The organism is Bacillus sp. JFL15, assembly GCF_001184225.1.
In the GTDB taxonomy this organism is placed as follows: Bacteria; Bacillota; Bacilli; order Bacillales; family Bacillaceae; genus Bacillus; species Bacillus siamensis.
Window position 1 is genome coordinate 1,617,351 of record NZ_KQ236689.1, and the last position, 24,187, is coordinate 1,641,537.

Here is a 24,187-nt window from a genome sequence, read left to right on the forward strand (position 1 = left end):
CTGTTATCTAGTTTTGAGAGAACACTCTCAATGGTTTGGTGGCGATAGCGAAGAGGTCACACCCGTTCCCATGCCGAACACGGAAGTTAAGCTCTTCAGCGCCGATGGTAGTCGGGGGTTTCCCCCTGTGAGAGTAGGACGCCGCCAAGCGATATAAAGGTAAAGGCAGCTCATCATGAGCTGCCTTTTTTGTTTTGAATAAAAACAATACAAACACCGAAATACGGCAACGCCCATATACTAATTGCAAACTTCAAAAAGGTCCAAATTGTGTATACAATCAATGGCTTCAGGGAAGGCTATTCATACGGAGGTGGGCACAAATGAATGAAACGTCCAGCCATGAAGAAACATGTATTGTGTGTGAAACTAAAAAAAGCAGGGGTATTCATATTTATACGAAATTTATATGTTTAGAGTGTGAGAAGAAAGTAGTTTCAACTCCAACCTCTGATCCGAATTATGAATTTTTCGTTCGTAAACTGAAAAGCCTTCATACACCGACATTATATTCTTAACCCTGAAAAGGGTCTTTTTTTTGCTTAAAAATAAGGGAGTTTTTTCACTTTTTATAAAAGAACTGATACGATAAGAAGAGGAACTTGTTTAGAAATGGAATGTAATAGATAATACTGATAAAAGTGAATAAATAGGAGTCGATCCAAATATGAAACCGTTTATTCAATATATGAAATGGATGCTTTGCGGCAGCGCAGTTTTTGTATTAGCGGGGACAGCCGCTTTTACGATAGGGCATCAGCCTTTTCTGTATTCGCTTTTATACGGAGCAGCAGGCGGAACTGCCGTCAGTATGGCCGGACTGTGGAATGTGAAGCGCCTCTTTTTAAAAAAACACCGGCTGACAAGAAAAGAATATACTTATATCAAGGAAAATCTTGAGGAAGCAAGAAATAAAATCGTTCGATTGCGCAAGGCGCTTTTTCGCTCTAAAAGTATACAAATGCTGAAGCAGAATGCAGAGATACTGCGGATAACGCGGCGGATATATCTGCTCACCAAGCAGGAGCCGAAGCGTTTTTATCAGGCAGAGCGTTTCTATTATCAAACGCTTGATTCTGTTGTGGAGCTGACCGAAAAGTATGCTCTGCTCTCATCACAGCCGCGAAAAAATAAAGATTTATCAATGTCCTTGAGTCAGACAAGGATGACTCTTGCGGAGCTTGCCAGGCGGCTGGAAGAGGATCTTCATGAACTGATGAAGGAAGACATCGACGATCTGCATTTTGAATTAGATATGGCAAAGCAGTCAATGAGAAAGTAAGAAAGGGGGAAGGAAATGGCCAAAGACCGTTCCGATGATATCACGGGCGCTCAAAATGATCAGGCTAATCTAAAGCTTGCAGATACGCTGCCGGAAGAAAAAAGAGAAGCGGCACTTCAGCTCGCTGAAAAACTGGATCCCGGGAACATGCAAAGCATTATTCTGTTTGGTTCACAGGCGCAGGCAAATCTTCTTGAATTTTCCCATACGATGATAGAGCATGTGCAAAGGAAAGATGCAGGAGAGATGGGACAGATACTGTCTGATTTGATGAGAAAGCTTGATCAGGTAAATCCTGATGATCTGCAGATGAAGAGCAAAGGATTTTTTGCCCGTTTGTTCAAAAGGGTATCCGGCTCTGTACAGGAAGTGCTTTCGAAATATCAAAAGACCAGTGTACAGATTGACCGTATCAGCAGAAGGCTCGAACTTTCTAAAAATGGGCTGTTGAGTGATAATAAATGGTTAGATCAGCTGTATGCCCAAAATAAACGATACTTTTCTGACTTAAATATGTATATAGCAGCGGGTGAATTAAAGTTAGATGAGCTGAAAACAAAGCTGATTCCCGAAGCGGTAAGTAAAGCTGAATTAGGGGAACACAATCAAATGGCCGCTCAGGAAGTGAATGACCTTCGCCAGTTTGCCGACCGTCTGGATAAGAGAGTGCATGATCTGCTGCTGAGCAGGCAGATTACGCTTCAGAGTGCGCCGCAAATCCGTCTGATTCAAAACACGAATCAGGCACTGGCAGAGAAAATTCAGTCCTCCATTGTTACGGCTATTCCTTTATGGAAGAATCAAGTCGCCATCGCCCTGACACTAATGAAGCAGCAGAGTGCGGCAGATGCGCAGCAGAAGGCGGCGGATACGACGAATCAATTGCTCCTGAAAAATGCTGAGCTTTTGAAAACAAGTACAGTCGAGACCGCCAAAGCCAATGAGCGCGGACTTGTTGAGGCAGACACCCTTAAAAAAGTGCAGGAAAGCTTAGTCACCACACTGGAAGAAATCATGTCTATTCAAGAAGAAGGCAGGATGAAGCGCAGGCGGGCCGAGGAGGAGCTCATGATTATGGAAGGCGATTTGAAAAAGAAACTGCTTGATCTGAAGTCCGGCCGGGATAATGGCTAGTTGGCAAAAAGTCTTAGCTTTAAGTTGGCTCACAGGCACGATATAATAAGAAAGACAGGCAAAGGATTTGTTTAAAATATGGACACACCTTTATATACAGCGCTGCTGAAGCATGCGCACCGAAATACGTATTCTTTTCATGTTCCGGGACATCACAATGGAGATGTCTTTTTTGATGAAGCCAGATCTGTATATCAATCTCTTTTATCTATTGATATGACTGAGATCACAGGGCTTGATGACTTACATCACCCGACGGGAGTCATCAAGGAAGCACAGGATTTGCTGAGCAGGCTTTACGGTTCTCGGGAAAGCTTCTTTCTCGTCAATGGAACGACTGCCGGCAATCTGGCGATGATTTTAGCTGTTTGTGAACCGGGCGAACCCATTCTGATCCAGCGTAATTGTCACAAGTCTGTTTTCCATGCGGTGGCAATGGCCGGAGCCAAGCCAGTGTATTTAGCGCCGGAAATTGATAAAAACATGCATGTGCCGGCCCATGTATCCCTTCCGGTCATTGAAAAAGCGTTAGCGTCATATCCGAATGCGAAAGGCCTTGTTCTGACTAATCCGACTTACTACGGGCATGCTGCCGACTTGACCGCGGCAGTTAACAAAGCCCATTCATACAGCGTTCCTGTACTGGTGGATGAGGCTCATGGCGCTCACTTTGTGTTAGGTGAACCGTTCCCGCCATCATCATTGGATATGGGAGCGGATGCCGTTGTTCAATCGGCTCACAAAACGCTTCCGGCTATGACGATGGGATCTTACTTTCATTTAAACAGCACCCGCATTGACAGAGATCGATTAACCTATTATTTAAGCAGTTTGCAAAGCAGCAGCCCGTCATATCCGATAATGGCCTCTTTAGATACGGCGCGCGCTTATGTTCAGGATATCGCTGAAAAAGGGACACTCCCCGGTCATATGGCGCATATTGAACAAATCAAACGAACGTTCGCATCAATTTCTTCTATTGAAATGATCGAGCCTTCCGGATATGGGCTCAGGGCGGACCCGTTAAAATTCATTCTTCGTTCAAAGTTCGGACATTCCGGCTATTCATTACAAAGTATGTTGGAGAGCGAAGGCATTGTTGCCGAGCTGGCTGACGAGTACCAAGTATTGCTCGTCCTGCCGATAGGCGGCCGGCGGATGATAGAACAGGAATCCGTAAGAAACATACAGCGGAAACTGGAGAATACACCGCCCGATAAATTGCCGGATACCGTGAATTGGACCTTTCCGTCCATTTCGACACTTGAATATCCGCAAAATGAGATGCGGAAGTTTACAAAAGAGCTTACGGATATAAATAAGGCGGCCGGGCGCTTGCACGCGGGGAACATTATTCCCTATCCCCCGGGAATTCCGCTGATCATGGACGGAGAACGGATAACAGAAGAGATCGTGCAAAAGCTTTCCCGTTTAATCGGCATGGACGCGCATATTCAAGGCTTGTTAAACGGGGAACAACTACTTGTTTATACAGAAGAGGAGAAATCATGAGCGGTTTATTTATTACATTTGAAGGTCCTGAAGGTGCAGGGAAAACGACTGTGCTTCAGGAAGTGAAAGAGATTCTGTCGGCAAAGGGGCTTCCGGTAACAGCGACAAGAGAACCGGGCGGCATCGACATTGCGGAACAGATCAGAGAAGTGATCTTAAATAAAAACAATACACTGATGGATGCAAAAACGGAGGCGCTGCTCTACGCCGCTGCGAGAAGACAGCATTTAGCCGAGAAGGTGCAGCCTGCATTGGAAGAAGGACGCATTGTGCTGTGCGATCGTTTTATCGACAGTTCGCTGGCTTATCAAGGCTATGCGAGAGGGCTCGGCATTGATGAAGTGCTTTCTATTAACCAGTTTGCAATCGGCGATACGATGCCTGATGTCACTATCTATTTTTCTATCGATCCGGAAGAAGGGCTGAAACGGATTACGTCGAATGATTCAAGAGAAAAGAATCGTCTTGATCTTGAGGCCCTGCACTTTCACACGAAAGTTCGGGAAGGATATCAAAAGGTGATGCAGCTTTTTCCGGAAAGATTTCATACAATCGACGCATCGAAAAAGAAGGAACTCGTCATTCAGGACGTACTTCAGGTGATAAATGAAACATTGAAAAAAATTCAGTTGTGACCTGTTTCTCATAAGTTGATATAATGAATGTAACGACCATGTTCTTTCCAACCTAAAGGGGGCCTATAGAATGAAATTAATAGTGGCAGTGGTGCAGGATCAAGACAGCAACAGACTTTTGAAAGTATTAACCGACCACAACTTCAGGGTGACGAAGCTTGCGACAACAGGCGGATTTCTTAAATCAGGCAATACGACGTTTATGATCGGGGTGGAGGATATCCGTGTCGATAAAGCGCTCAGCCTCATTAAAGAAAATGGCTGTAAACGTGATCAAATGATTGCCCCGGTATCCCCGATGGGCGGGAATGCGGATTCTTACGTTCCTTATCCTGTCGAAGTGGAAGTCGGCGGAGCGACGGTCTTTGTCCTTCCGGTCGATGAATTTCATCAATTTTAAGGATTTGACGACGTGAAAATAAATTCTGACTTACGCACATTTATTGAGAAAAAGCAGCAGCCTGCTTATAAAGCGGCAGAGCTTTCCGGGACGTTTAAAAGTTCAATGGACAGCCAAAGCAGCAAGCTGAAATTTGACCAGCTGAGCAGGTTCTTAACGGATATAGAAACGTTCGGGAAAAGACTGACGAAGTCGAGGAACTTCAAAGACTTAGCGAAATTCAAAGGATTGGTAAAACGTTTTGTAAAAGAGGCCGTTGACAGCGGATTATCGCATGAAACGACGAAAAGCTTTGACATGTACGGCAGCAGCCGGACCTTGGGGCTTGTGAAAGAAATAGATGAAAAGCTGCTCCAGCTGACGGAAGAGATGTTAGATCAGGAAAAAACGGCAATTGATTTGCTGGATCGAATCGGAGAAATAAAAGGTTTATTGATTAACCTTTACACATAGAGAGTGATACAATGGCAATATCATGGAAGGAAATGACCGGGCAGCAGCCCAGAGTGATGCGTCTTTTGCATAATAGCATTGAAAAGAAAAGGCTTTCTCACGCATATCTGTTTGAAGGCAAAAAAGGTACTGGCAAATTGGATGCCGCACTGCTTCTCGCAAAAAGCTTTTTTTGCCTTGAAGACGGGACTGAGCCTTGCGGGGAGTGCCGGAACTGCAAGCGTATTGATTCCGGAAACCACCCAGACCTGCATGTGGTTCAGCCCGACGGATTATCCATTAAAAAAGCTCAGATCCAATCGCTTCAAGAGGAGTTTTCTAAAACAGGATTGGAATCGCATAAAAAGCTGTACATTATATCCCACGCGGATCAAATGACGACAAATGCGGCAAACAGTCTGTTGAAATTTTTAGAGGAGCCGAGTCAAGATACTATCGCTATTCTGATTACTGAGCAGCTCCACAGAATATTGGATACCATCGTTTCGAGATGCCAGGTTCTTCCGTTTCAGCCGCTTCAGCCGAAAGCAATAGAAGAAAGGCTGGTTGAACAGGAAGTAAGCCCTCACATGGCCAGACTCTTAGCAAATATGACAAATAATATTGCGGAAGCAGTCGAATTAAGTCGAAATGATGAGTTTGCAGAGTCCAGAGCGAAAGTGATAAAATTGTATGAAGTCTTACATCAGCGGAAAGGACATGCCTTTTTCTTCATTCAGGATCAGTGGGTGCCCTTTTTCAAAGAAAAAACCCATCAAGAAATGGGTCTTGATATGCTCTTATTGATATACCGTGATGTATTATCCATCCAAATTGGAAATGAAGATAAACTGATTTATCAAGACTTATTCCAATCAATAAAACAGCATGCGCTGCAATTTACACAAGAAAGCGTTACGAACCAAATTCTCGCTGTTTTAGAAGCAAAAAAACGGCTTCATTCCAATGTGAATACACAGGGATTAATGGAGCACTTGGTGTTAACGTTGCAGGAGGGATAAGCTTGTACAACGTAATAGGCGTCCGCTTTAAAAAAGCGGGGAAAATTTATTATTTTGATCCGAACGGATTTGATATAGAACAGGACAGCTGTGTCATTGTTGAAACTGTAAGAGGTGTCGAATACGGGCAGGTTGTCATCGCAAATAAACAAGTGGACGAGCATGATGTGGTGCTTCCGCTTCGAAAGGTCATTCGCGTTGCTGATGAACGCGATCTTCTCATTGTAGAAGAAAATAAACAAGAGGCCCTGTCCGCCTTTGAAGTCTGTCAGAAAAAAGTGGCTGACCACGGCTTAGATATGAAACTCGTTGATGTTGAGTTTACGTTTGACCGCAATAAAGTCATTTTTTACTTCACGGCTGACGGACGGGTTGATTTCAGGGAATTGGTCAAAGACTTGGCTTCTATCTTTAAAACAAGAATCGAGTTGCGCCAAATCGGTGTGAGGGACGAGGCGAAAATGCTCGGCGGTATCGGCCCGTGCGGGAGAATGCTTTGCTGCTCCACGTTCCTCGGTGATTTTGAACCGGTATCCATCAAAATGGCAAAGGATCAAAATTTATCGTTGAACCCGACGAAAATTTCCGGTCTGTGCGGCCGTTTGATGTGCTGTTTAAAGTACGAAAATGATGAGTATGAGACGGCAAAAGAACAGCTGCCGGATTTAGGCGAAATGATTACGACGGCAAACGGCCCCGCAAAGGTTGTCGGTCTTAATATTCTGGAACGGGTGCTTCAGGTGGAACTGAAGAATCGTGAAAAAGTGATAGAATATACTTGGGAAGAGCTCTTGGAAGAGGGCGTCGTATCCGCACAAACCACAGATTAACGAGGTGTGGAACCTTGGATAAAAAAGAGTTATTTGATACTGTCATAAACCTGGAGGAACAAATCGGTTCGCTGTACCGTCAGCTGGGTGACTTAAAGCAGCATATCGGCGAAATGATTGAAGAGAATCACCATCTTCAGCTTGAAAACAAGCATTTGCGTAAGCGGCTTGATGACACGACAGAGCAAATTGAGCAATTCAAAGCCGATCAGAAAGAAACAAAAACACAGAAGGCAGAGCAAAGTGATATAGGAGAAGGGTACGATAATCTGGCCCGGCTGTATCAAGAAGGCTTTCATATTTGCAACGTCCATTATGGGAGCGTCCGCAAGGGAGATTGCCTTTTTTGTCTGTCCTTCTTAAATAAAAAATAAGGAAAAGGCTTCCGCTGATGTCGGAAGCCTTTTTCAAAGAGTGCCGAAAGGAATAAGATTATGGTTTCATTACGTGATGATGAAAGATTGGATTACTTATTAGCAGAGGACATGAAAATTGTACAAAGCCCGACGGTTTTCGCTTTTTCATTAGATGCCGTGCTGCTGTCAAAGTTTGCATACGTTCCGATTCAAAAGGGAAACATCGTTGATTTATGTACGGGGAATGGAATTGTGCCGCTTCTGCTCAGTACAAGGTCAAAGGCGGATATCACCGGGGTTGAAATTCAGGAGCGTTTGTATGATATGGCGCTCCGAAGCGTGGAATACAACGGGCTGGGCGGTCAGATCAGCCTCATTCATGATGATCTGAAAAATATGCCGGAAAGACTCGGACATAATAAATATGATGTTGTCACCTGCAACCCGCCTTATTTTAAAACACCGAAAGAGGCTGAGCAGAACCTGAACGAACATCTCAGAATCGCAAGGCACGAAATTCTTTGCACGCTTGAAGATGTGATTTCCGTCAGCAGCAAACTGTTGAAGCAAGGCGGGAAAGCGGCGCTCGTTCATCGGCCGGGACGGCTTTTGGAAATCTTTGAATTAATGAAAGCGTACCGAATAGAACCGAAACGGGTTCAGTTTATCTATCCGAAACAAGGAAAAGAAGCGAACACTATTTTGGTTGAAGGAATTAAAGGCGGCCGCCCTGATCTCAAAATACTTCCTCCGCTGTTTGTATATGATGAACAAAATGAATATACGAAAGAGATCCGCACGATTTTATATGGAGACAAATAGTCATTTCTTTTATGTACTGCTGTGCAATGACAACAGTCTTTATGCCGGTTATACAAATGATCTGCAAAAACGGCTGAAAACCCACAATGAGGGAAAGGGCGCGAAGTACACAAGGGCCCGGAGGCCGGTTTCGTTATGCCATGCGGAATCATTTGATACAAAACGGGAAGCCATGCAGGCGGAATACCGTTTTAAGCAGCTGACCCGAAAGAAAAAAGAACAATATATAGAAGAAAAACGAAGCAGCAAGGAGGCTGTATATGTTAAGTCGCCAGATGAGTTTTAACGGAAAATCTGAAATGGGAATCCTTTATCTTGTTCCTACACCGATCGGCAACTTGGAGGACATGACCTTTCGTGCAGTGGAGACGCTGAAATCGGTCGATGTCATAGCTGCCGAAGATACGAGACAGACGAAAAAGCTGTGCCACGTCTATGATATAGAAACATCTCTCACTAGTTATCATGAACACAACAAAGAAAGCAGCGGCCATAAAATTATTGAATGGCTGAAAAACGGAAAGAATGTGGCTTTGGTCAGTGACGCCGGTATGCCGACAATTTCCGACCCGGGGGCTGAGATTGTAAGAGATTTTACCCAAATCGGCGGTTATGTCGTTCCGCTTCCCGGTGCAAATGCGGCGTTAACCGCACTGACCGCATCAGGTATCACCCCGCAGCCGTTTTTCTTCTACGGATTCTTAAGCAGACAGAAAAAAGAAAAGAAGAAAGAACTTGAACTCCTGAAAAAACGGCAGGAAACGATGATATTTTACGAAGCGCCGCACAGATTAAAAGAAACATTAACAACAATGCATGACGTTTTGGGGAATCGAACCATCGCCGTCACGAGGGAATTAACGAAAAAGTACGAGGAATTTATCAGAGGAACCATCGCCGAGGTGCTTGAATGGGCAAATGAAGATCAAATCCGCGGTGAGTTCTGTCTCGTTGTCGAAGGCAATCAAGGCGCTGAACCGGATGAAGAGGAAAAGCCTTGGTGGACGGAGCTTTCTGAGAAAGAACATGTGGAGCATTACATAAATGAAGGATCTTCTTCCAAACAGGCCATAAAACAAACAGCGGTAGATCGGGACGTACCGAAACGCGAGATTTATGACGCTTATCACATTCAATCATAAAAAAAACCGTTCTTGTATCGTAACAAGAACGGTTTTTGTATGAAATAACTTATTTTTGGTTTTGAAGCTGATTTTGAATTTCAGAGATGATTTGCTCAGCGCCTTCTTTGCTGAGTACCAATTTGCCGCCGGCAAGTTTAAGGTTATCATCAGAAACTTCACCAGTTACTTGGCAAGTCATGTTTGGTTTATATTTTTTAAGGATGATTTTTTCATCATCAACATAAATTTCAAGAGCGTCTTTTTCTGCGATGCCCAGTGTACGGCGAAGTTCGATAGGGATAACTACGCGTCCAAGTTCATCAACTTTACGTACGATACCAGTAGATTTCATTAACAGTCTCCTCCCGAGAGATAATTATTTTGTAGTTTATATTTTTCTTCGTCATTATTCGACAAAATTCCTTACATTCCTAGCATAACAAGGTTTCCAATAATCGTCAATCTTTTTGTTTACTATTGATTGTAAGAATTAGTTCTTATAGTAAGTAAAGCCTTGGAAATCCTGAAATAACAGGCTTTTTGACTGCTTTTTCGAACCTATTATCCTACTGAAAATCCTTTTAAATCAAGACTTTCGAACCAAGATGTTTTATATTAGTAGATTATATACGACAAATTTCGACATGTTAAGACTTTTTTTAATTTCAATAAAAATTTTTAATTTTATTTACTCTTTTACGCGCAGTACGTATATATCCTTGATCTTAAAGGCTAAGATGGTATCATAGATAGAGGACAAATATCAATATTGTATATCAAATAAAACCGCTCTCGTCCTTTGGGCGTGAGCTTTTCGACATTCTGAATGGGAGGTTGCAACATGCCGCAAGACAATAATACTTTTTATATTACGACCCCGATATATTATCCGAGCGGAAAATTACATATCGGCCATGCTTACACTACCGTGGCCGGCGATGCGATGGCGCGTTACAAAAGATTAAAAGGATTTGACGTACGCTACCTGACAGGAACGGATGAACACGGACAAAAAATCCAGCAGAAAGCGGAGGAAGAGAATATCACACCTCAGGCTTATGTGGATCGTGCCGTGGCTGAGATCCAAAAACTATGGAAGCAGCTCGACATTTCTCACGATGATTTCATCCGGACGACGGAAAGCCGGCATAAAGAAATTATTGAGAAAGTGTTCCAAAAGCTTCTTGATAATGGTGATATCTATCTGGATGAGTATGAGGGCTGGTACAGCATCCCTGATGAAACATTCTATACTGAAACACAGCTGGTGGATGTGGAACGAAATGAAAAGGGTGAGGTTGTCGGCGGAAAAAGCCCGGACAGCGGCCACCCAGTCGAATTAATTAAAGAGGAGTCATACTTCTTCCGCATGAGCAAATATGCAGACCGCCTGCTGAAGTTTTATGAGGACAATCCTTCATTCATCCAGCCTGAATCACGCAAAAATGAAATGATTAACAATTTCATTAAACCGGGGCTTGAAGATTTGGCCGTTTCCAGAACGACGTTTGACTGGGGCGTAAAAGTGCCGGGAAACCCGAAGCATGTCGTGTATGTATGGATTGACGCATTATTCAACTACATTACGGCGCTCGGTTACGATACGGAAAATGACGAGCTTTACAAAAAGTACTGGCCTGCTGACGTCCACCTTGTCGGTAAAGAAATTGTCCGTTTTCATACCATTTACTGGCCGATTATGCTGATGGCGCTTGATCTCCCGCTCCCTAAGCAAGTATTCGCGCATGGCTGGTTATTGATGAAAGACGGAAAAATGTCGAAATCAAAAGGAAATGTCGTTGATCCGGTAACATTGATTGAACGCTACGGCTTGGATGAGCTTCGCTATTACCTGCTTCGCGAAGTGCCGTTTGGTTCAGACGGTGTCTTTACGCCGGAAGGTTTTGTAGAACGGATTAATTATGACTTGGCAAACGACTTAGGAAACCTTCTGAATCGTACAGTCGCTATGATCCAAAAGTATTTTGACGGTGAGATCGGTTCATATGAACGAAATGTGACTGATTTTGATCAAGAGCTTTCTTCTGTAGCCGGTGAAACAGTTAAAGCATATGAAAAGGCAATGGAAAACATGGAGTTTTCAGTGGCTTTATCAACACTATGGCAATTAATCAGCCGTACGAACAAATATATTGATGAAACTGCTCCGTGGGTGCTGGCAAAAGATCCGGACAAACAAAAAGAATTACGTTCTGTCATGTATCATTTAGCTGAATCATTGCGTATTTCGGCCGTACTGCTTCAGCCTTTCTTAACGCAGACGCCTGAAAAAATGTTTGCTCAGCTCGGGATTGAGGATCAGTCTCTTAAAGCTTGGGACAGCATCCAGACATTCGGCCAATTAAAGAACGCGAAAGTGAAAAAAGGGGAGCCGCTTTTCCCTCGTCTTGAAGCTGAAGAGGAAGTAGCTTACATCAAGCAAAAAATGCAAGGGACTGCTCCTGTGAAAGAAGAAAAAACAGAAGAGCCGCAAGAAGCAGAGCGTCTTCCTGAAATTACGTTTGATCAATTTATGGATACAGAACTTCGCGTCGCAGAAGTCTTGTCCGCAGAACCGGTAAAAAAAGCGGACCGTCTGCTGAAGCTGCAAATTGATCTGGGCTTTGAACAGCGCCAAGTCGTATCAGGTATCGCGAAGCATTACACACCGGATCAGCTTGTGGGAATGAAGATCATTTGTGTAACGAATCTAAAACCGGTAAAACTGAGAGGCGAGCTTTCTCAAGGGATGATACTGGCAGGAGAATCTGACGGCGTCCTTAAGGTTGTAGCTGTCGACCAGTCATTACCGAAAGGCACCAGAATTAAATAATAGATGCAAAAGGTGTTTCACGTGTAACATTTCGTCGAACACCTTTTGTTTTTCAACAAGAAAGGAGTTTTTATGATGCTTTTTGATACACATGCACACTTAAACGCCGAGCAATTCGACACAGACTTAGAAGAAGTCATTGCGCGTGCAAAGGCTGAAAAAGTTGAACGAATCGTCGTTGTCGGATTCGACAAACCTACCATCACGCGGGCAATGGAGCTGATTGAGGAATATGACTTTATATACGCTGCGATCGGCTGGCATCCGGTAGACGCAATTGACATGACAGAGGAAGACTTATCATGGATTAAGGAACTGTCCGCTCATGAAAAAGTCGTGGCAATCGGAGAAATGGGCCTTGACTATCACTGGGACAAATCACCGAAGGATATCCAAAAAGAGGTATTCCGGAAACAAATCGCGCTTGCCAAAGATGTGAACCTTCCAATTATCATCCACAACCGTGATGCGACTGAGGATGTTGTCACGATCCTGAAAGAAGAGGGAGCGGAAGAAGTCGGCGGCATTATGCACTGCTTTACGGGCAGCGCGGAGGTTGCGCGGCAGTGTATGGATATGAATTTCTATATCTCATTCGGAGGACCGGTTACCTTCAAAAATGCGAAGAAACCAAAAGAAGTGGCAAAGGAAATTCCGAATGACCGTTTGCTGATCGAAACTGACTGTCCTTTCCTGACACCCCATCCTTTCCGCGGCAAACGAAATGAGCCAAGCTACGTGAAATATGTTGCTGAACAGCTCGCGGAATTAAAAGGACTGACGTATGAAGAAATTGCTTCGATAACAACCGAAAACGCAAAAAGACTTTTCCGCATGAACTGACAAAATGCGCTGTCGTAACGTGTAAAGGCTTGTCCGATTCAGTGGATATGTAAAACGGTTCTACAAGCTTCCTTCTTCTCATAAGATAGGTTGTCGATATGTCTCTCTTCCTTTTTTTGCTTTGTTTTTGCATAATGAGGGATACGCTGAAGGTTTTTGATCTTCGAGATGGGAGGGTTGACAGCATTTTAGATACTCTATATAATCTCTCCGAGGAGAAGGAGGCGTTTTTCATCACACAAAAAATGAAAAAACTGTTTTCCGTAAAGCTTGGTAAAAGCAAGGTTATTCTTATTGCAGCTATTATTCTGCTGGGCGGAACCGGGACTGCATACGGGGCACATGAGCTCTCAAAACAATCAGTCTCTGTTTCTATCAACGGCAAGAAAAAGCAAATACGCACTCATGCAAAAACGGTTGGGGAACTTCTGGAAGATTTACATATAGAGACAAGAAATGAAGACCGGATTACCCCGTCTAAGCAGACAGCATTGGCTGAGAACATGAATGTCGTGTATGATGCTGCAAAGCAGATCCGTGTGACAAGAGGCGGAGAAGAAAAGACTTTATGGTCAACGGCAAAAACAGTCGGCGCATTTCTGAACGAACAGCATACACCTGTGAATCAGCACGATAAAATAGATCCAGCAGCAGATACGAAAGTGACAAACGGCATGAAAGTCACGGTCGACCCGGCTTTTCAGGTCACTGTAAATGATGCGGGAAAGAAAAAGAAAATATGGACGACTTCGACTACGGTCGCTGACTTTTTAACGCAGCATAAGATGGACATGAAAGACGAAGATCAAGTAAAACCGGCATTACACGAAAAGCTCACAAAAGATCAGGCCGGCATACAAATCACTCGTATCGAAAAAGTCACCGATGTAGTTGAGGAAAAAATAGCGTATCGAGTGAAAGAAAAAGAGGATGCGTCTCTCGACAACGGGAAAGAAAAGATCGTTCAAAAAGGAAAAGAAGGCAAGCTTAAAAAGCATTTTCATGTTGTCAAAGAAAATGGAAAAGAAGTATCAAGAAAGCTTGTCAAAGAAGAAACATCTGAAAAAAGCAAAGATCAGATCATTGCGGTCGGCACAAAGCGGCACAGTCCCAAGATTGAGCAGCTCAGTGCACCGGTGAAGGCATCTTCGGGTGAAACCGGATCTTCCGGTAAAGTGATTACCGTGTCTTCCACGGCATATACCGCAAGCTGCAGCGGCTGTTCCGGCCATACGGCTACAGGCGTTAATCTGACAAGCAATCCGAATGCCAAGGTCATTGCGGTAGACCCAAGCGTCATTCCGCTCGGCACAAGAGTCCACGTAGACGGATACGGGGATGCTGTGGCCGCAGATACGGGCTCAGCCATTAAAGGAAGACGGATTGATGTCTTTTTCCCTGAAAAATCTTCGGCGTACCGCTGGGGAAAGAAACAGGTCAAAATAAAAATTTTAAATTAATTCCGATTCATTCAGAGGGTTTTGCGCCCTCTGTTTTTTTCGTTATAATAGGTAAAGTGTATTTTCAGTATATTAGACGTGACATGTAAACAAAGGTTTCGTTTTGGATATAAAAAGTTTTTTTGGAGGAAGTAATGAAAATTAAAGAAATTATTGTAGTCGAGGGACGCGATGACACTGCGCGCATAAAACTTGCCGTTGATGCGGATACGATTGAGACGAACGGTTCGGCAATCGGAGACGAAGTCATCAGGCAGATTCGGCTGGCGCAGGAAACGAGAGGGGTCATCGTGCTGACGGACCCGGATTTTCCGGGGGAAAAGATCCGGAAAACCATTTCTGAAGCAGTACCCGGCTGTAAACACGCATTTCTGCCCAAACATCTTGCCAAACCGAAGAACAAGCGCGGCATCGGCGTTGAGCACGCATCCATTGAAAGCATCAGAGCATGTCTGGAAAATGTGCATGAAGAGATGGAGGCAAAGCCGAGTGAGATTTCGGCTGAAGATTTAATACAAGCCGGTCTGATCGGCGGGCCGGCTGCCAAAAGACGCCGCGAACGATTGGGCGACCTGCTGAAGATCGGCTATACAAACGGCAAACAGCTTCAAAAACGGCTGCAAATGTTTCAAATCAAAAGAAGTGATTTTATTGATGCGCTCGATGCTATGATGCAGGAGGAACAGGATGAACAATAAAGATATCGCGACACCTATCAGAACGAAAGAAATTCTGAAAAAATACGGTTTCTCTTTTAAAAAGAGTCTGGGACAGAATTTCTTAATTGATACAAATATATTGGACAGAATTGTGGACCATGCGGAAATAACGGATCGGACCGGAGTCATTGAAATCGGACCCGGAATCGGCGCGCTGACAGAGCAGCTTGCCAAACGGGCGAAAAAGGTCGTCGCGTTTGAAATTGATCAGCGCCTCCTGCCCATTCTCAATGATACGCTGTCTCCGTATGACAATGTAACGATCATTCATCAGGATGTGCTGAAAGCAGACGTCAAATCCGTCATTGAAGAGCAGTTTCAGGATTGTGATGAAATTATGGTGACGGCGAATCTTCCGTATTATGTAACGACACCGATCATCATGAAGCTTTTGGAAGAGCATCTTCCCTTAAAAGGAATTGTCGTCATGCTGCAAAAAGAGGTCGCTGAGCGGATGGCGGCTGATCCTTCCTCTAAGGAGTACGGATCGCTTTCCATCGCAGTTCAGTTCTACACGGAGGCCAAAACGGTCATGACTGTACCGAAAACGGTGTTTGTGCCTCAGCCTAACGTCGATTCCGCGGTCATCCGTCTCTTGCTTCGAGACGGCCCGGCGGTTGACGTCGATAATGAACCGTTTTTCTTCCAGCTGATTAAAGCAAGCTTCGCTCAGCGCCGGAAAACCTTGCTGAACAACCTTGTGAACAATCTTCCGGGCGGAAAAGAGAAGAAAGCTCAAATCGAAGAAATTCTCCAAGAAACGAATATTGACGGAAAGCGGCGCGGTGAATCCCTGTCTATAGAAGAATTCGCGCTCCTGTCCAACGGATTGTATAAAGCCCTTTTCTAAGAAGGGCTTTTTGTTTTGCGTCACCACTTGGACTGCCGCTACATAGGCTAGAGAAGAACCTTATTCATTCAACTGCAAGAAAAGCTTGAAACATCAAGCGCCGCAGCGGAAAGAGGTGCATTTGATAAGGCTTCTTTCATGATGAGGCTTAGTCTATTTGTGGAGTGGGTAACGTGCAATTTCAAATAGGAGATATGGTAGCCAGAAAATCCTATCAAATGGATGTTTTATTTCGCATTATCGGCATAGAGCAAACAAGCAAAGGAAATTCAATTGCCATCCTGCATGGTGACGAAGTCAGATTGATTGCGGATGCTGATTTTTCTGATTTGGAGCCTGTAAGAAAAGACGAACAGGCCGTGAGAAAGCAGAAAGATGAAAGCAGGATGAATGAATCTCTCGAGCTGCTCCGCCAGGATTATAAGCTGCTTCGGGAAAAACAGGAATATTATGCGACGAATCAATATCAGCATCAGGAGCACTACTTTCATATGCCCGGCAAGGTATTGCATCTGGACGGCGATGAGGCTTATTTGAAAAAGTGCCTGAACTTTTACGAAAAAATCGGTGTGCCGGTGTACGGGATTCACTGCCATGAGAAAAAAATGCCGGCATCCATTGAGGAGCTGCTCGACAAATACCGGCCGGATATTTTAGTCATCACCGGCCATGATGCATATTCCAAGCATAAGGGAGACGTGAACGATTTAAGCGCCTACAGGCATTCTAAACACTTTGTCGAAACGGTTCAAAGAGCGAGACGAAAAGTCCCCCACTTGGACCAGCTTGTCATATTCGCGGGTGCCTGCCAATCCCATTTCGAGTCTTTAATTAAAGCGGGCGCGAATTTTGCAAGTTCACCGTCACGCGTCAACATTCATGCGCTTGACCCGGTATATATTGTCGCGAAAATCAGCTTCACTCCGTTTATGGAGCGGATTAATGTGTGGGATGTCCTGAGAAATACGCTGACGAGAGAGAAAGGGCTGGGAGGCATTGAAACGAAGGGTGTGCTGCGTGTCGGTATGCCGTATAAATCAAATGGATGAGTGAAAAACCCGCATGAAATTCGCTATGCGGGTTAATTATTTTACATATTGATACATAAATTTCCGGAACTTGTGAAAAATAATGCAGAAATCAATAGAATTTTGTCAAAATAATTTTGTTGACAATGACTTATTAACGTTGATATAATTTAAATTTTGTTTGACAAAATTGGGCTCTTGTTGTACAATAAATGTAGTGAGGTGGATGCAATGGCGAAGACGTTGTCCGATATAAAAAGATCGCTTGATGGGAATTTAGGTAAACGGCTTACGTTAAAAGCAAACGGCGGCCGCCGAAAAACGATTGAGCGTTCGGGCATTTTAGCTGAGACGTACCCTTCTGTTTTTGTGATACAACTAGATCAAGACGAGAATTCGTTTGAAAGAGTTTCATACAGTTATGCTGATATTCTGACTGAGACTGTTGAATTGACATTCAATGATGATGCGGCAAGCTCAGTAGCATTTTAATGGGCAGTGAACCTTTTGTTTACTGCTTTTTGTTTTGCCTTCTAAAGCTCTTCTAATTATTCCCTCGAAAGTTTCAGCTGATTAAACGGAAGCTATAAGTGTCACATGTTTTATCGTGGCGTGCACGAATGGTGATCAATTCTATAAAAGGGGTTGTTTCGTTTGGGCAGACGTCGTGGAGTTATGTCAGATGAGTTCAAGTATGAGCTGGCAAAGGACCTTGGTTTTTACGATACGGTGAAAAACGAGGGCTGGGGCGGCATTCGGGCGCGCGATGCCGGGAATATGGTAAAGCGTGCGATTGAGATTGCCGAACAGCAGATGGCGGCTCAGAACCAAAATAACCGATAATGCAGTGGCCCGGGGGACAATCCGTTCCCCGGTTTTTTCTATCGGCTGTCAAAATCGGCGTCAATTTCGGATAAGTACCTCCGGGTCTCCAAATGTGATACAATGTTCATACTTATGTTTAGATGGAGAAGTAGGTGAAAGCTATGCGTATTTTAGAAAAAGCGCCGGCCAAAATCAATCTGTCCCTCGATGTGAGGAGTAAACGCCCGGATGGTTATCATGAAGTGGAGATGATCATGACGACAATTGATTTGGCAGATCGGATTGAACTGACAGAACTGCCCGAAAACGTTATCAGAGTGGCGTCGCATAATCGCTTTGTTCCGGATGATCAAAGAAATCTGGCTTATCAGGCAGCCAAACTGCTCAAAGAACGGTTTCAAGTCAAAAAAGGCGTTTCCATTATGATTACAAAGGTGATCCCTGTAGCGGCGGGGCTTGCCGGCGGAAGCAGCGATGCGGCAGCCACGCTAAGAGGGCTGAACAGGCTTTGGGATTTAAAGCTTTCTGTCGAAGAGCTCGCGGAGCTTGGCGCTGAAATTGGTTCAGACGTGTCCTTCTGTGTTTACGGAGGCACTGCCCTGGCAACCGGACGCGGTGAGAAGATCAGGCATATCAGTGCTCCGCCTCATTGCTGGGTCGTGCTCGCCAAACCGACGATCGGGGTATCGACCGCCGAAGTGTACCGCCGGCTGAATTTGCAGCAGGTTCGGCATCCGGATGTACAGGCGATGATTGACGCAATTGAAGAAAAAAGTTTCCAAAAGGTGTGCAGCCAACTAGGAAACGTATTAGAATCGGTTACGCTCAACCTTCATCCCGAGGTGGCGATGATTAAAAATCAAATGAAACGCTTCGGTGCCGATGCGGTGTTAATGAGCGGAAGCGGACCGACTGTATTCGGTTTGGTTCAATACGAATCAAAGGTGCAGCGGATTTATAACGGGTTAAGAGGCTTCTGTGATCAGGTGTACGCGGTGCGGATGATCGGCGAACAGAATGCTCTTGATTAAATCCGTATGTTAAGTTATATTGTTTTTAAATTATTCGGATTTTGGGGGTAAGTTCATGAAGTTTCGTCGCAGCGGCAGATTGGTGGACTTAACAAATTATTTGTTAACCCATCCGCATGAATTAATACCGTTAACGTTTTTCTCTGAACGGTATCAATCAGCAAAGTCATCAATCAGTGAAGATTTAACGATTATTAAACAGACCTTCGAACAGCAAGGCATTGGGACGCTGCTTACAGTGCCGGGAGCTGCCGGAGGCGTCAAATACATTCCGAAAGTGAAACAGGCTGAAGCAGAAGCGTTTATACAGGAGCTGGGACAGTCTTTAGTAAATCCTGAGCGTATCCTTCCGGGCGGTTATGTATATTTAACGGATATCTTAGGCAAACCATCTGTCCTCTCTCATGTAGGCAGGCTTTTTGCTTCCGTTTTTGCGGAGCGGGAGATTGATGTGGTGATGACCGTTGCGACAAAGGGAATCCCTCTCGCTTACGCAGCGGCCAGTTATCTGAACGTTCCGGTTGTCATCGTACGAAAAGATAATAAAGTGACGGAAGGCTCCACGGTGAGCATCAATTATGTATCAGGGTCGTCTAACCGCATTCAAACGATGTCACTTGCGAAAAGAAGTTTGGCTACGGGGTCGAACGTTTTGATTATTGACGACTTTATGAAAGCGGGCGGCACTATAAACGGCATGATCAGCCTGCTTGATGAGTTTAATGCGAACGTCGCGGGAATAGGCGTCTTGGTTGAAGCTGAGGGAGTGAATGAACGGCTTGTCGATGAATACATGTCGCTGCTCACACTTTCAACCATCAATATGAAAGACAAAACGATTGAGATTCAAAACGGCAATTTTCTGCGATTTTTTAAAGAACAGCATTTAAAGAATGGGGAGACAGAAAAATGACAAAAGCAATCCATACAAAACACGCGCCGGCAGCAATCGGGCCATATTCACAAGGAATCATCGTAAACAACATGTTTTACAGCTCAGGCCAGATTCCTCTTACTGCTGAAGGAGAAATGGTAAACGGTGATATCACAGAACAAACGCATCAGGTGTTCAGCAATTTAAAGGCTGTGCTGAAAGAAGCGGGCGCTTCTCTCGAGACGGTTGTAAAAGCAACGGTGTTTATTGCTGATATGGAGCAGTTTGCGGAAGTGAATGAAGTGTACGGACAATACTTTGATGTACATAAGCCGGCAAGGTCTTGTGTGGAAGTGGCGAGACTGCCGAAAGACGCTCTCGTGGAAATTGAAGTCATTGCGCTGGTGAAATCTTAAATCTCAGAAAAGTGGTTCCGGTCTCCGGAATCACTTTTTTTATGCAGTATATGATCCCCCGATATGGTTTATCACCTAATTGTGTATGTATATCCTATATTTTCAAAAAAACTTTTTGAAATGTGCAGGAATTTAAAAAGAATCGTGGAATTGTTAGACTAATGCTTTTATATAGGGAAAAGGTGGTGAACTACTGTGGAAGTTACTGACGTAAGATTACGCCGCGTGAATACCGATGGTCGCATGAGAGCGATTGCATCCATCACGCTGGATCACGAATTTGTCGTACATGATATTCGTGTGATTGATGGAAACAATGGTCTTTTCGTTGCGATGCCGAGTAAACGCACCCCTGATGGAGAATTCCGCGATATTGCTCATCCTATTAATTCCAGCACGCGGGGCAAGATCCAGGATGCTGTTTTAAATGAGTATCATCGTTTGGGTGATTCTGAAGCATTAGAATATGAAGAAGCTGGAGCTTCTTAAACATAACAAAATGTAAGGACTGCTGATAAAGGCTGACACAAGGCCTTTTCCGGCAGTCCTTTTTTAAATCTGATTTTTCAGTAATAAAGCGATTACATAGAAAATTCTTGCACTTTTTGATGTCTTCTTGAAATCAACAGCTATTTAGGATATATTTTTCTATGGATAAAAGGGATATTGGAGGCCATTAAATGGATAAGCGGTTTGCAGTGATTTTAGCTGCCGGAAAAGGAACGAGAATGAAATCTAAGCTTTATAAGGTCCTTCATCCGGTATGCGGAAAGCCTATGGTAGAGCACGTCGCAGACGAGGCTCTGAAATTATCTTTAGCGAAGCTTGTCACCATCGTAGGACATGGCGCCGAAGATGTGAAAAAGCAGCTCGGACAGAAAAGCGATTACGCTCTCCAAGCAGAACAGCTCGGTACGGCTCATGCAGTCAAGCAGGCAAAACCATTTCTTCACGGAGAGAAAGGTGTCACGATCGTTATTTGCGGCGATACACCGCTTCTGACGGCGGAGACGATGGAAGCCATGCTGAATGAACATACAAACAAAGGCGCAAAAGCCACGGTGTTAACGGCCGTTGCCGACGATCCCGCTGGATACGGAAGAATCATCCGGGGAGAAGACGGCGCCGTTCAAAAAATCGTGGAGCATAAGGATGCTTCGGAGCAAGAACGTCTTGTGAAAGAAATCAACACGGGAACGTACTGTTTTGATAACGAGGCCCTTTTTCGTGTCATCGAACAGGTTTCGAATGAAAATGCCCAAGGCGAGTATTACCTGCCGGATGTAATCGAAATCCTCAAAGACGAAGGCGAAACTGTTGCCGCTTACCAGACTGGTAACTTCCAAGAGACGCTCGGAGTGAATGATAGAGTCGCTCTTTCTCAGGCTGAAATGTATATGAAAGAGCGTATTAACAAACGGCATATGCAAAACGGAGTCACTTTAATCGATCCGATGAATACGTACATCTCACCTGACGCACGTATCGGACAAGATACAGTTATTTATCCCGGAACTGTGTTAAAGGGACAAGCTGAAATCGGCGATGAATGTGTCATCGGCCCTCACACTGAGATAGAGGACAGCTCGATCGGCAGCCGCACTGTGATTAAACAATCCGTTGTCAATCGGAGCAAAGTTGGGAATGATGTAAATATCGGTCCTTTTGCTCACATCAGACCTGATTCCGCAATCGGCAATGAAGTGAAGATCGGAAACTTTGTGGAAATCAAGAAAACACAATTCGGCGACCGCAGCAAAGCATCTCATTTAAGCTATATCGGTGATGCCGAAGTGGGCACGGACGTCAATCTCGGATGCGGCTCCATCACGGTCAATTATGATGGGAAGAACAAATATTTAACCAAAATTGAAGACGGCGCGTTTATTGGCTGCAACTCCAATCTGGTCGCTCCTGTCACAGTGGGAGAAGGCGCGTACGTCGCTGCGGGCTCAACCGTAACTGAAGATGTGCCGGGCGAAGCGCTTGCCATTGCCAGAGCAAGACAAGTAAATAAAGAAGATTATGTGAAAAATATTCATAAAAAATAATCCTAAAATCGGAGGTTTACCATGTCTAACGAATACGGAGATAAGAATTTAAAGATTTTTTCTTTGAATTCAAATCCAGAACTTGCAAAAGAAATCGCGGATAATGTAGGAGTTCAATTAGGAAAGTGCTCTGTTACAAGATTCAGTGACGGAGAGGTCCAGATCAACATAGAAGAAAGTATTCGCGGCTGTGATTGCTATATCATTCAGTCTACAAGTGCGCCGGTCAACGAGCACATCATGGAATTGCTGATTATGGTGGACGCTTTAAAGCGCGCTTCCGCGAAAACAATCAACATTGTGATTCCGTACTACGGTTATGCGCGCCAGGACAGAAAAGCAAGATCACGTGAACCGATCACGGCAAAACTTTTTGCAAACCTGCTTGAAACTGCGGGTGCGACACGCGTGATCGCGCTTGATTTACACGCGCCGCAAATTCAAGGTTTCTTTGATATTCCGATTGACCACTTAATGGGTGTTCCGATTTTAGGCCATTACTTTGAAGGTAAAGACTTGAAAGATATCGTTATTGTTTCTCCTGACCACGGCGGTGTGACGCGCGCCCGCAAACTTGCGGACCGTCTGAAAGCGCCGATCGCGATTATCGACAAACGCCGTCCTAGACCGAATGAGGTAGAAGTGATGAACATCGTCGGTAACGTGGAAGGAAAAACTGCGATTCTGATCGATGATATTATTGATACCGCCGGCACAATCACACTTGCTGCAAACGCGCTGGTTGAAAACGGAGCCGCGGAAGTGTATGCATGCTGTACGCACCCTGTATTGTCAGGTCCTGCGGTTGAGCGGATCAACAACTCTAAAATCAAGGAGCTTGTCGTAACGAACAGCATTAAGCTTCCTGAAGAGAAAAAAATCGAACGCTTTAAGCAGCTTTCTGTCGGACCGCTTCTGGCTGAAGCGATTATCCGTGTTCACGAGAAACAGTCTGTCAGCTATTTATTCAGCTAAACCGAAACTTTAAGGTTTAAATCCCAGTTATTGTGGGTATTGTTCTAATAGGACGATAAAACGATAATTAGGATGGTGCTGAATATGGCAACTTTAAAAGCAAATGAAAGAACAGATTTTAAACGTTCGACGCTTCGGAAAATCCGTCATTCAGGACATGTTCCAGGGATTATATACGGGAAAGAAACAACGAACACGGCTGTCTCTTTAGACAGTGTCGAATTGCTTAAAACATTGCGGGACGAAGGAAAAAACACGATTATCACAATTGATGTCAACGGAAATCAGCAATCGGTTATGGTGACAGATCTTCAGACAGACCCGCTCAAAAACGAATTGACGCACGCCGATTTTCAAGTCGTGAATATGAGTGAGGAGCTGGAGGCGGAAGTGCCGATTCAGCTGACGGGAGAGGCGAAAGGAGTCAAAGACGGAGGCGTCATCCAGCAGCCGCTGCATGAGCTTTCGATCAAGGCTAAGCCGAAGGACATCCCTCAGACAATCAATGTTGATATTTCCGGGCTTGAAATGAATGATGTGCTGACCATCGCAGATCTGACTGCCGACGGCAATTATACATTTACAAACGATCCGGAAGAAGTCGTGGCGTCCATCCTTCCTCCTAAGCAGGAAGCATTCGAAGAAGATGCAGAACCATCTCCTGAGGAAGAGCCCGAAGGAGAAAATCAATAAGCGCTTTAAGACGTAACCCGCCCGAGGTTACGTCTTTTGT

The 24,187-nt window shown here is 44.5% G+C and carries 29 protein-coding genes and 1 rRNA gene; 29 read left to right on the forward strand and 1 reads right to left on the reverse strand.

What is annotated here, in order from left to right; translation table 11 throughout:
• Nucleotides 1-34: 34 nt before the first annotated feature.
• The 14 genes from rrf to rsmI all read left to right on the forward strand — a co-directional run bounded on the left by rrf (nucleotide 35) and on the right by rsmI (nucleotide 9,567).
• Nucleotides 35-150, forward strand: a 5S ribosomal RNA gene (gene rrf, locus AD710_RS08080).
• Nucleotides 151-323: 173 nt separating this feature from the next.
• Complete coding sequence (locus tag AD710_RS08085; protein WP_007409914.1) at nucleotides 324-518, forward strand: sigma factor G inhibitor Gin; 195 nt, start codon at nucleotides 324-326, stop codon at nucleotides 516-518.
• Nucleotides 519-667: 149 nt separating this feature from the next.
• The gene (locus tag AD710_RS08090) at nucleotides 668-1,282 is read left to right on the forward strand and encodes a 5-bromo-4-chloroindolyl phosphate hydrolysis family protein (RefSeq protein ID WP_049627756.1); all 615 of its coding nucleotides are present in this window, start codon (nucleotides 668-670) and stop codon (nucleotides 1,280-1,282) included.
• A 15-nt stretch (nucleotides 1,283-1,297) separates the two neighbouring features.
• Nucleotides 1,298-2,416, forward strand: coding sequence for a toxic anion resistance protein (locus AD710_RS08095; RefSeq protein ID WP_049627757.1), 1,119 nt, complete (start codon nucleotides 1,298-1,300; stop codon nucleotides 2,414-2,416).
• Nucleotides 2,417-2,494: 78 nt separating this feature from the next.
• The gene (locus AD710_RS08100; protein ID WP_049627758.1) at nucleotides 2,495-3,928 is read left to right on the forward strand and encodes an aminotransferase class I/II-fold pyridoxal phosphate-dependent enzyme; all 1,434 of its coding nucleotides are present in this window, start codon (nucleotides 2,495-2,497) and stop codon (nucleotides 3,926-3,928) included.
• Nucleotides 3,925-4,563 (forward strand): dTMP kinase, encoded by a 639-nt coding sequence (gene tmk, locus AD710_RS08105; RefSeq protein WP_047478044.1) that lies wholly within the window; start codon nucleotides 3,925-3,927, stop codon nucleotides 4,561-4,563. The genes AD710_RS08100 and tmk overlap by 4 nt, the downstream gene beginning before the upstream one ends.
• A gap of 70 nt (nucleotides 4,564-4,633) precedes the next feature.
• Nucleotides 4,634-4,963 (forward strand): cyclic di-AMP receptor DarA, encoded by a 330-nt coding sequence (gene darA / locus AD710_RS08110; protein ID WP_004264734.1) that lies wholly within the window; start codon nucleotides 4,634-4,636, stop codon nucleotides 4,961-4,963.
• A gap of 12 nt (nucleotides 4,964-4,975) precedes the next feature.
• Nucleotides 4,976-5,416 (forward strand): YaaR family protein, encoded by a 441-nt coding sequence (locus tag AD710_RS08115; protein WP_049627759.1) that lies wholly within the window; start codon nucleotides 4,976-4,978, stop codon nucleotides 5,414-5,416.
• Between the two features lie 11 nt (nucleotides 5,417-5,427).
• Entirely contained in the window at nucleotides 5,428-6,417 is a 990-nt protein-coding gene (gene holB, locus AD710_RS08120) for a DNA polymerase III subunit delta' (protein WP_016936513.1), read from the forward strand.
• A gap of 2 nt (nucleotides 6,418-6,419) precedes the next feature.
• The gene (ricT, locus tag AD710_RS08125) at nucleotides 6,420-7,247 is read left to right on the forward strand and encodes a competence/sporulation regulator complex protein RicT (protein ID WP_004264723.1); all 828 of its coding nucleotides are present in this window, start codon (nucleotides 6,420-6,422) and stop codon (nucleotides 7,245-7,247) included.
• Between the two features lie 14 nt (nucleotides 7,248-7,261).
• The gene (gene yabA / locus AD710_RS08130) at nucleotides 7,262-7,621 is read left to right on the forward strand and encodes a replication initiation-control protein YabA (protein ID WP_016936514.1); all 360 of its coding nucleotides are present in this window, start codon (nucleotides 7,262-7,264) and stop codon (nucleotides 7,619-7,621) included.
• Nucleotides 7,622-7,681: 60 nt separating this feature from the next.
• Nucleotides 7,682-8,425 (forward strand): tRNA1(Val) (adenine(37)-N6)-methyltransferase, encoded by a 744-nt coding sequence (locus tag AD710_RS08135; protein ID WP_049627760.1) that lies wholly within the window; start codon nucleotides 7,682-7,684, stop codon nucleotides 8,423-8,425.
• Entirely contained in the window at nucleotides 8,412-8,711 is a 300-nt protein-coding gene (locus tag AD710_RS08140; protein WP_047478056.1) for a GIY-YIG nuclease family protein, read from the forward strand. The genes AD710_RS08135 and AD710_RS08140 overlap by 14 nt, the downstream gene beginning before the upstream one ends.
• A complete protein-coding gene (gene rsmI / locus AD710_RS08145; RefSeq protein ID WP_049627761.1) occupies nucleotides 8,686-9,567 on the forward strand; it encodes a 16S rRNA (cytidine(1402)-2'-O)-methyltransferase in 882 nt (293 codons plus the stop codon). The genes AD710_RS08140 and rsmI overlap by 26 nt, the downstream gene beginning before the upstream one ends.
• A gap of 49 nt (nucleotides 9,568-9,616) precedes the next feature.
• Here the strand turns inward: rsmI and abrB are convergent, their stop codons facing one another.
• A complete protein-coding gene (gene abrB, locus AD710_RS08150) occupies nucleotides 9,617-9,907 on the reverse strand; it encodes a transition state genes transcriptional regulator AbrB (protein ID WP_169510469.1) in 291 nt (96 codons plus the stop codon).
• Between the two features lie 483 nt (nucleotides 9,908-10,390).
• On the opposite strand from abrB, the gene metG reads away from it, so the two are divergent.
• The 15 genes from metG (at nucleotide 10,391) to AD710_RS08225 (ending at nucleotide 24,147) form a co-directional block, all read left to right on the forward strand.
• The gene (gene metG / locus AD710_RS08155; RefSeq protein WP_049627762.1) at nucleotides 10,391-12,382 is read left to right on the forward strand and encodes a methionine--tRNA ligase; all 1,992 of its coding nucleotides are present in this window, start codon (nucleotides 10,391-10,393) and stop codon (nucleotides 12,380-12,382) included.
• A gap of 75 nt (nucleotides 12,383-12,457) precedes the next feature.
• A complete protein-coding gene (locus tag AD710_RS08160; protein WP_049627763.1) occupies nucleotides 12,458-13,225 on the forward strand; it encodes a TatD family hydrolase in 768 nt (255 codons plus the stop codon).
• A 134-nt stretch (nucleotides 13,226-13,359) separates the two neighbouring features.
• Nucleotides 13,360-14,685 (forward strand): G5 and 3D domain-containing protein, encoded by a 1,326-nt coding sequence (locus AD710_RS08165; protein WP_095242191.1) that lies wholly within the window; start codon nucleotides 13,360-13,362, stop codon nucleotides 14,683-14,685.
• A gap of 134 nt (nucleotides 14,686-14,819) precedes the next feature.
• Nucleotides 14,820-15,383: a ribonuclease M5 gene (rnmV, locus tag AD710_RS08170; protein ID WP_013350755.1), complete on the forward strand. Its 564-nt coding sequence runs from the start codon at nucleotides 14,820-14,822 to the stop codon at nucleotides 15,381-15,383.
• Nucleotides 15,373-16,254 (forward strand): 16S rRNA (adenine(1518)-N(6)/adenine(1519)-N(6))-dimethyltransferase RsmA, encoded by an 882-nt coding sequence (gene rsmA, locus AD710_RS08175; protein WP_016936521.1) that lies wholly within the window; start codon nucleotides 15,373-15,375, stop codon nucleotides 16,252-16,254. Before rnmV ends, rsmA begins: the two co-directional genes overlap by 11 nt.
• 173 nt (nucleotides 16,255-16,427) lie before the next feature.
• Nucleotides 16,428-17,303 (forward strand): sporulation peptidase YabG, encoded by an 876-nt coding sequence (yabG, locus tag AD710_RS08180; protein ID WP_049627764.1) that lies wholly within the window; start codon nucleotides 16,428-16,430, stop codon nucleotides 17,301-17,303.
• A gap of 210 nt (nucleotides 17,304-17,513) precedes the next feature.
• Nucleotides 17,514-17,774 carry a biofilm formation stimulator Veg gene (veg, locus tag AD710_RS08185; RefSeq protein WP_003218330.1) on the forward strand — a complete coding sequence of 87 codons (261 nt, stop codon included), beginning with the start codon at nucleotides 17,514-17,516 and terminating at the stop codon, nucleotides 17,772-17,774.
• A gap of 162 nt (nucleotides 17,775-17,936) precedes the next feature.
• Entirely contained in the window at nucleotides 17,937-18,125 is a 189-nt protein-coding gene (locus AD710_RS08190; RefSeq protein WP_011996172.1) for a small, acid-soluble spore protein, alpha/beta type, read from the forward strand.
• A gap of 143 nt (nucleotides 18,126-18,268) precedes the next feature.
• Entirely contained in the window at nucleotides 18,269-19,138 is an 870-nt protein-coding gene (ispE, locus tag AD710_RS08195; RefSeq protein ID WP_016936523.1) for a 4-(cytidine 5'-diphospho)-2-C-methyl-D-erythritol kinase, read from the forward strand.
• A gap of 55 nt (nucleotides 19,139-19,193) precedes the next feature.
• Complete coding sequence (gene purR / locus AD710_RS08200) at nucleotides 19,194-20,051, forward strand: pur operon repressor (protein ID WP_004264666.1); 858 nt, start codon at nucleotides 19,194-19,196, stop codon at nucleotides 20,049-20,051.
• Nucleotides 20,048-20,428 carry a 2-iminobutanoate/2-iminopropanoate deaminase gene (gene ridA / locus AD710_RS08205; protein WP_004264663.1) on the forward strand — a complete coding sequence of 127 codons (381 nt, stop codon included), beginning with the start codon at nucleotides 20,048-20,050 and terminating at the stop codon, nucleotides 20,426-20,428. Before purR ends, ridA begins: the two co-directional genes overlap by 4 nt.
• A 195-nt stretch (nucleotides 20,429-20,623) precedes the next feature.
• A complete protein-coding gene (spoVG, locus tag AD710_RS08210; RefSeq protein ID WP_004264660.1) occupies nucleotides 20,624-20,917 on the forward strand; it encodes a septation regulator SpoVG in 294 nt (97 codons plus the stop codon).
• 191 nt (nucleotides 20,918-21,108) lie between these two features.
• The gene (glmU, locus tag AD710_RS08215) at nucleotides 21,109-22,479 is read left to right on the forward strand and encodes a bifunctional UDP-N-acetylglucosamine diphosphorylase/glucosamine-1-phosphate N-acetyltransferase GlmU (RefSeq protein ID WP_016936524.1); all 1,371 of its coding nucleotides are present in this window, start codon (nucleotides 21,109-21,111) and stop codon (nucleotides 22,477-22,479) included.
• A gap of 21 nt (nucleotides 22,480-22,500) precedes the next feature.
• On the forward strand, nucleotides 22,501-23,454 hold the full coding sequence (locus AD710_RS08220; RefSeq protein ID WP_013350761.1) for a ribose-phosphate diphosphokinase: 954 nt from the start codon (nucleotides 22,501-22,503) through the stop codon (nucleotides 23,452-23,454).
• Nucleotides 23,455-23,538: 84 nt separating this feature from the next.
• On the forward strand, nucleotides 23,539-24,147 hold the full coding sequence (locus tag AD710_RS08225; RefSeq protein ID WP_016936525.1) for a 50S ribosomal protein L25/general stress protein Ctc: 609 nt from the start codon (nucleotides 23,539-23,541) through the stop codon (nucleotides 24,145-24,147).
• The last annotated feature ends 40 nt before the right edge of the window (nucleotides 24,148-24,187 follow it).

Coding starts and splice junctions, on each gene's coding strand:
- AD710_RS08085 (WP_007409914.1), top strand. CDS start 324: ATGAATGAAACGTCCAGCCATGAAGAAACATGTATTGTGTGTGAAACT.
- AD710_RS08090 (WP_049627756.1), top strand. CDS start 668: ATGAAACCGTTTATTCAATATATGAAATGGATGCTTTGCGGCAGCGCA.
- AD710_RS08095 (WP_049627757.1), top strand. CDS start 1,298: ATGGCCAAAGACCGTTCCGATGATATCACGGGCGCTCAAAATGATCAG.
- AD710_RS08100 (WP_049627758.1), top strand. CDS start 2,495: ATGGACACACCTTTATATACAGCGCTGCTGAAGCATGCGCACCGAAAT.
- tmk (WP_047478044.1), top strand. CDS start 3,925: ATGAGCGGTTTATTTATTACATTTGAAGGTCCTGAAGGTGCAGGGAAA.
- darA (WP_004264734.1), top strand. CDS start 4,634: ATGAAATTAATAGTGGCAGTGGTGCAGGATCAAGACAGCAACAGACTT.
- holB (WP_016936513.1), top strand. CDS start 5,428: ATGGCAATATCATGGAAGGAAATGACCGGGCAGCAGCCCAGAGTGATG.
- AD710_RS08135 (WP_049627760.1), top strand. CDS start 7,682: ATGGTTTCATTACGTGATGATGAAAGATTGGATTACTTATTAGCAGAG.
- AD710_RS08140 (WP_047478056.1), top strand. CDS start 8,412: ATGGAGACAAATAGTCATTTCTTTTATGTACTGCTGTGCAATGACAAC.
- rsmI (WP_049627761.1), top strand. CDS start 8,686: ATGTTAAGTCGCCAGATGAGTTTTAACGGAAAATCTGAAATGGGAATC.
- metG (WP_049627762.1), top strand. CDS start 10,391: ATGCCGCAAGACAATAATACTTTTTATATTACGACCCCGATATATTAT.
- AD710_RS08160 (WP_049627763.1), top strand. CDS start 12,458: ATGCTTTTTGATACACATGCACACTTAAACGCCGAGCAATTCGACACA.
- AD710_RS08165 (WP_095242191.1), top strand. CDS start 13,360: ATGAGGGATACGCTGAAGGTTTTTGATCTTCGAGATGGGAGGGTTGAC.
- rnmV (WP_013350755.1), top strand. CDS start 14,820: ATGAAAATTAAAGAAATTATTGTAGTCGAGGGACGCGATGACACTGCG.
- rsmA (WP_016936521.1), top strand. CDS start 15,373: ATGAACAATAAAGATATCGCGACACCTATCAGAACGAAAGAAATTCTG.
- veg (WP_003218330.1), top strand. CDS start 17,514: ATGGCGAAGACGTTGTCCGATATAAAAAGATCGCTTGATGGGAATTTA.
- ispE (WP_016936523.1), top strand. CDS start 18,269: ATGCGTATTTTAGAAAAAGCGCCGGCCAAAATCAATCTGTCCCTCGAT.
- purR (WP_004264666.1), top strand. CDS start 19,194: ATGAAGTTTCGTCGCAGCGGCAGATTGGTGGACTTAACAAATTATTTG.
- ridA (WP_004264663.1), top strand. CDS start 20,048: ATGACAAAAGCAATCCATACAAAACACGCGCCGGCAGCAATCGGGCCA.
- glmU (WP_016936524.1), top strand. CDS start 21,109: ATGGATAAGCGGTTTGCAGTGATTTTAGCTGCCGGAAAAGGAACGAGA.
- AD710_RS08220 (WP_013350761.1), top strand. CDS start 22,501: ATGTCTAACGAATACGGAGATAAGAATTTAAAGATTTTTTCTTTGAAT.
- AD710_RS08225 (WP_016936525.1), top strand. CDS start 23,539: ATGGCAACTTTAAAAGCAAATGAAAGAACAGATTTTAAACGTTCGACG.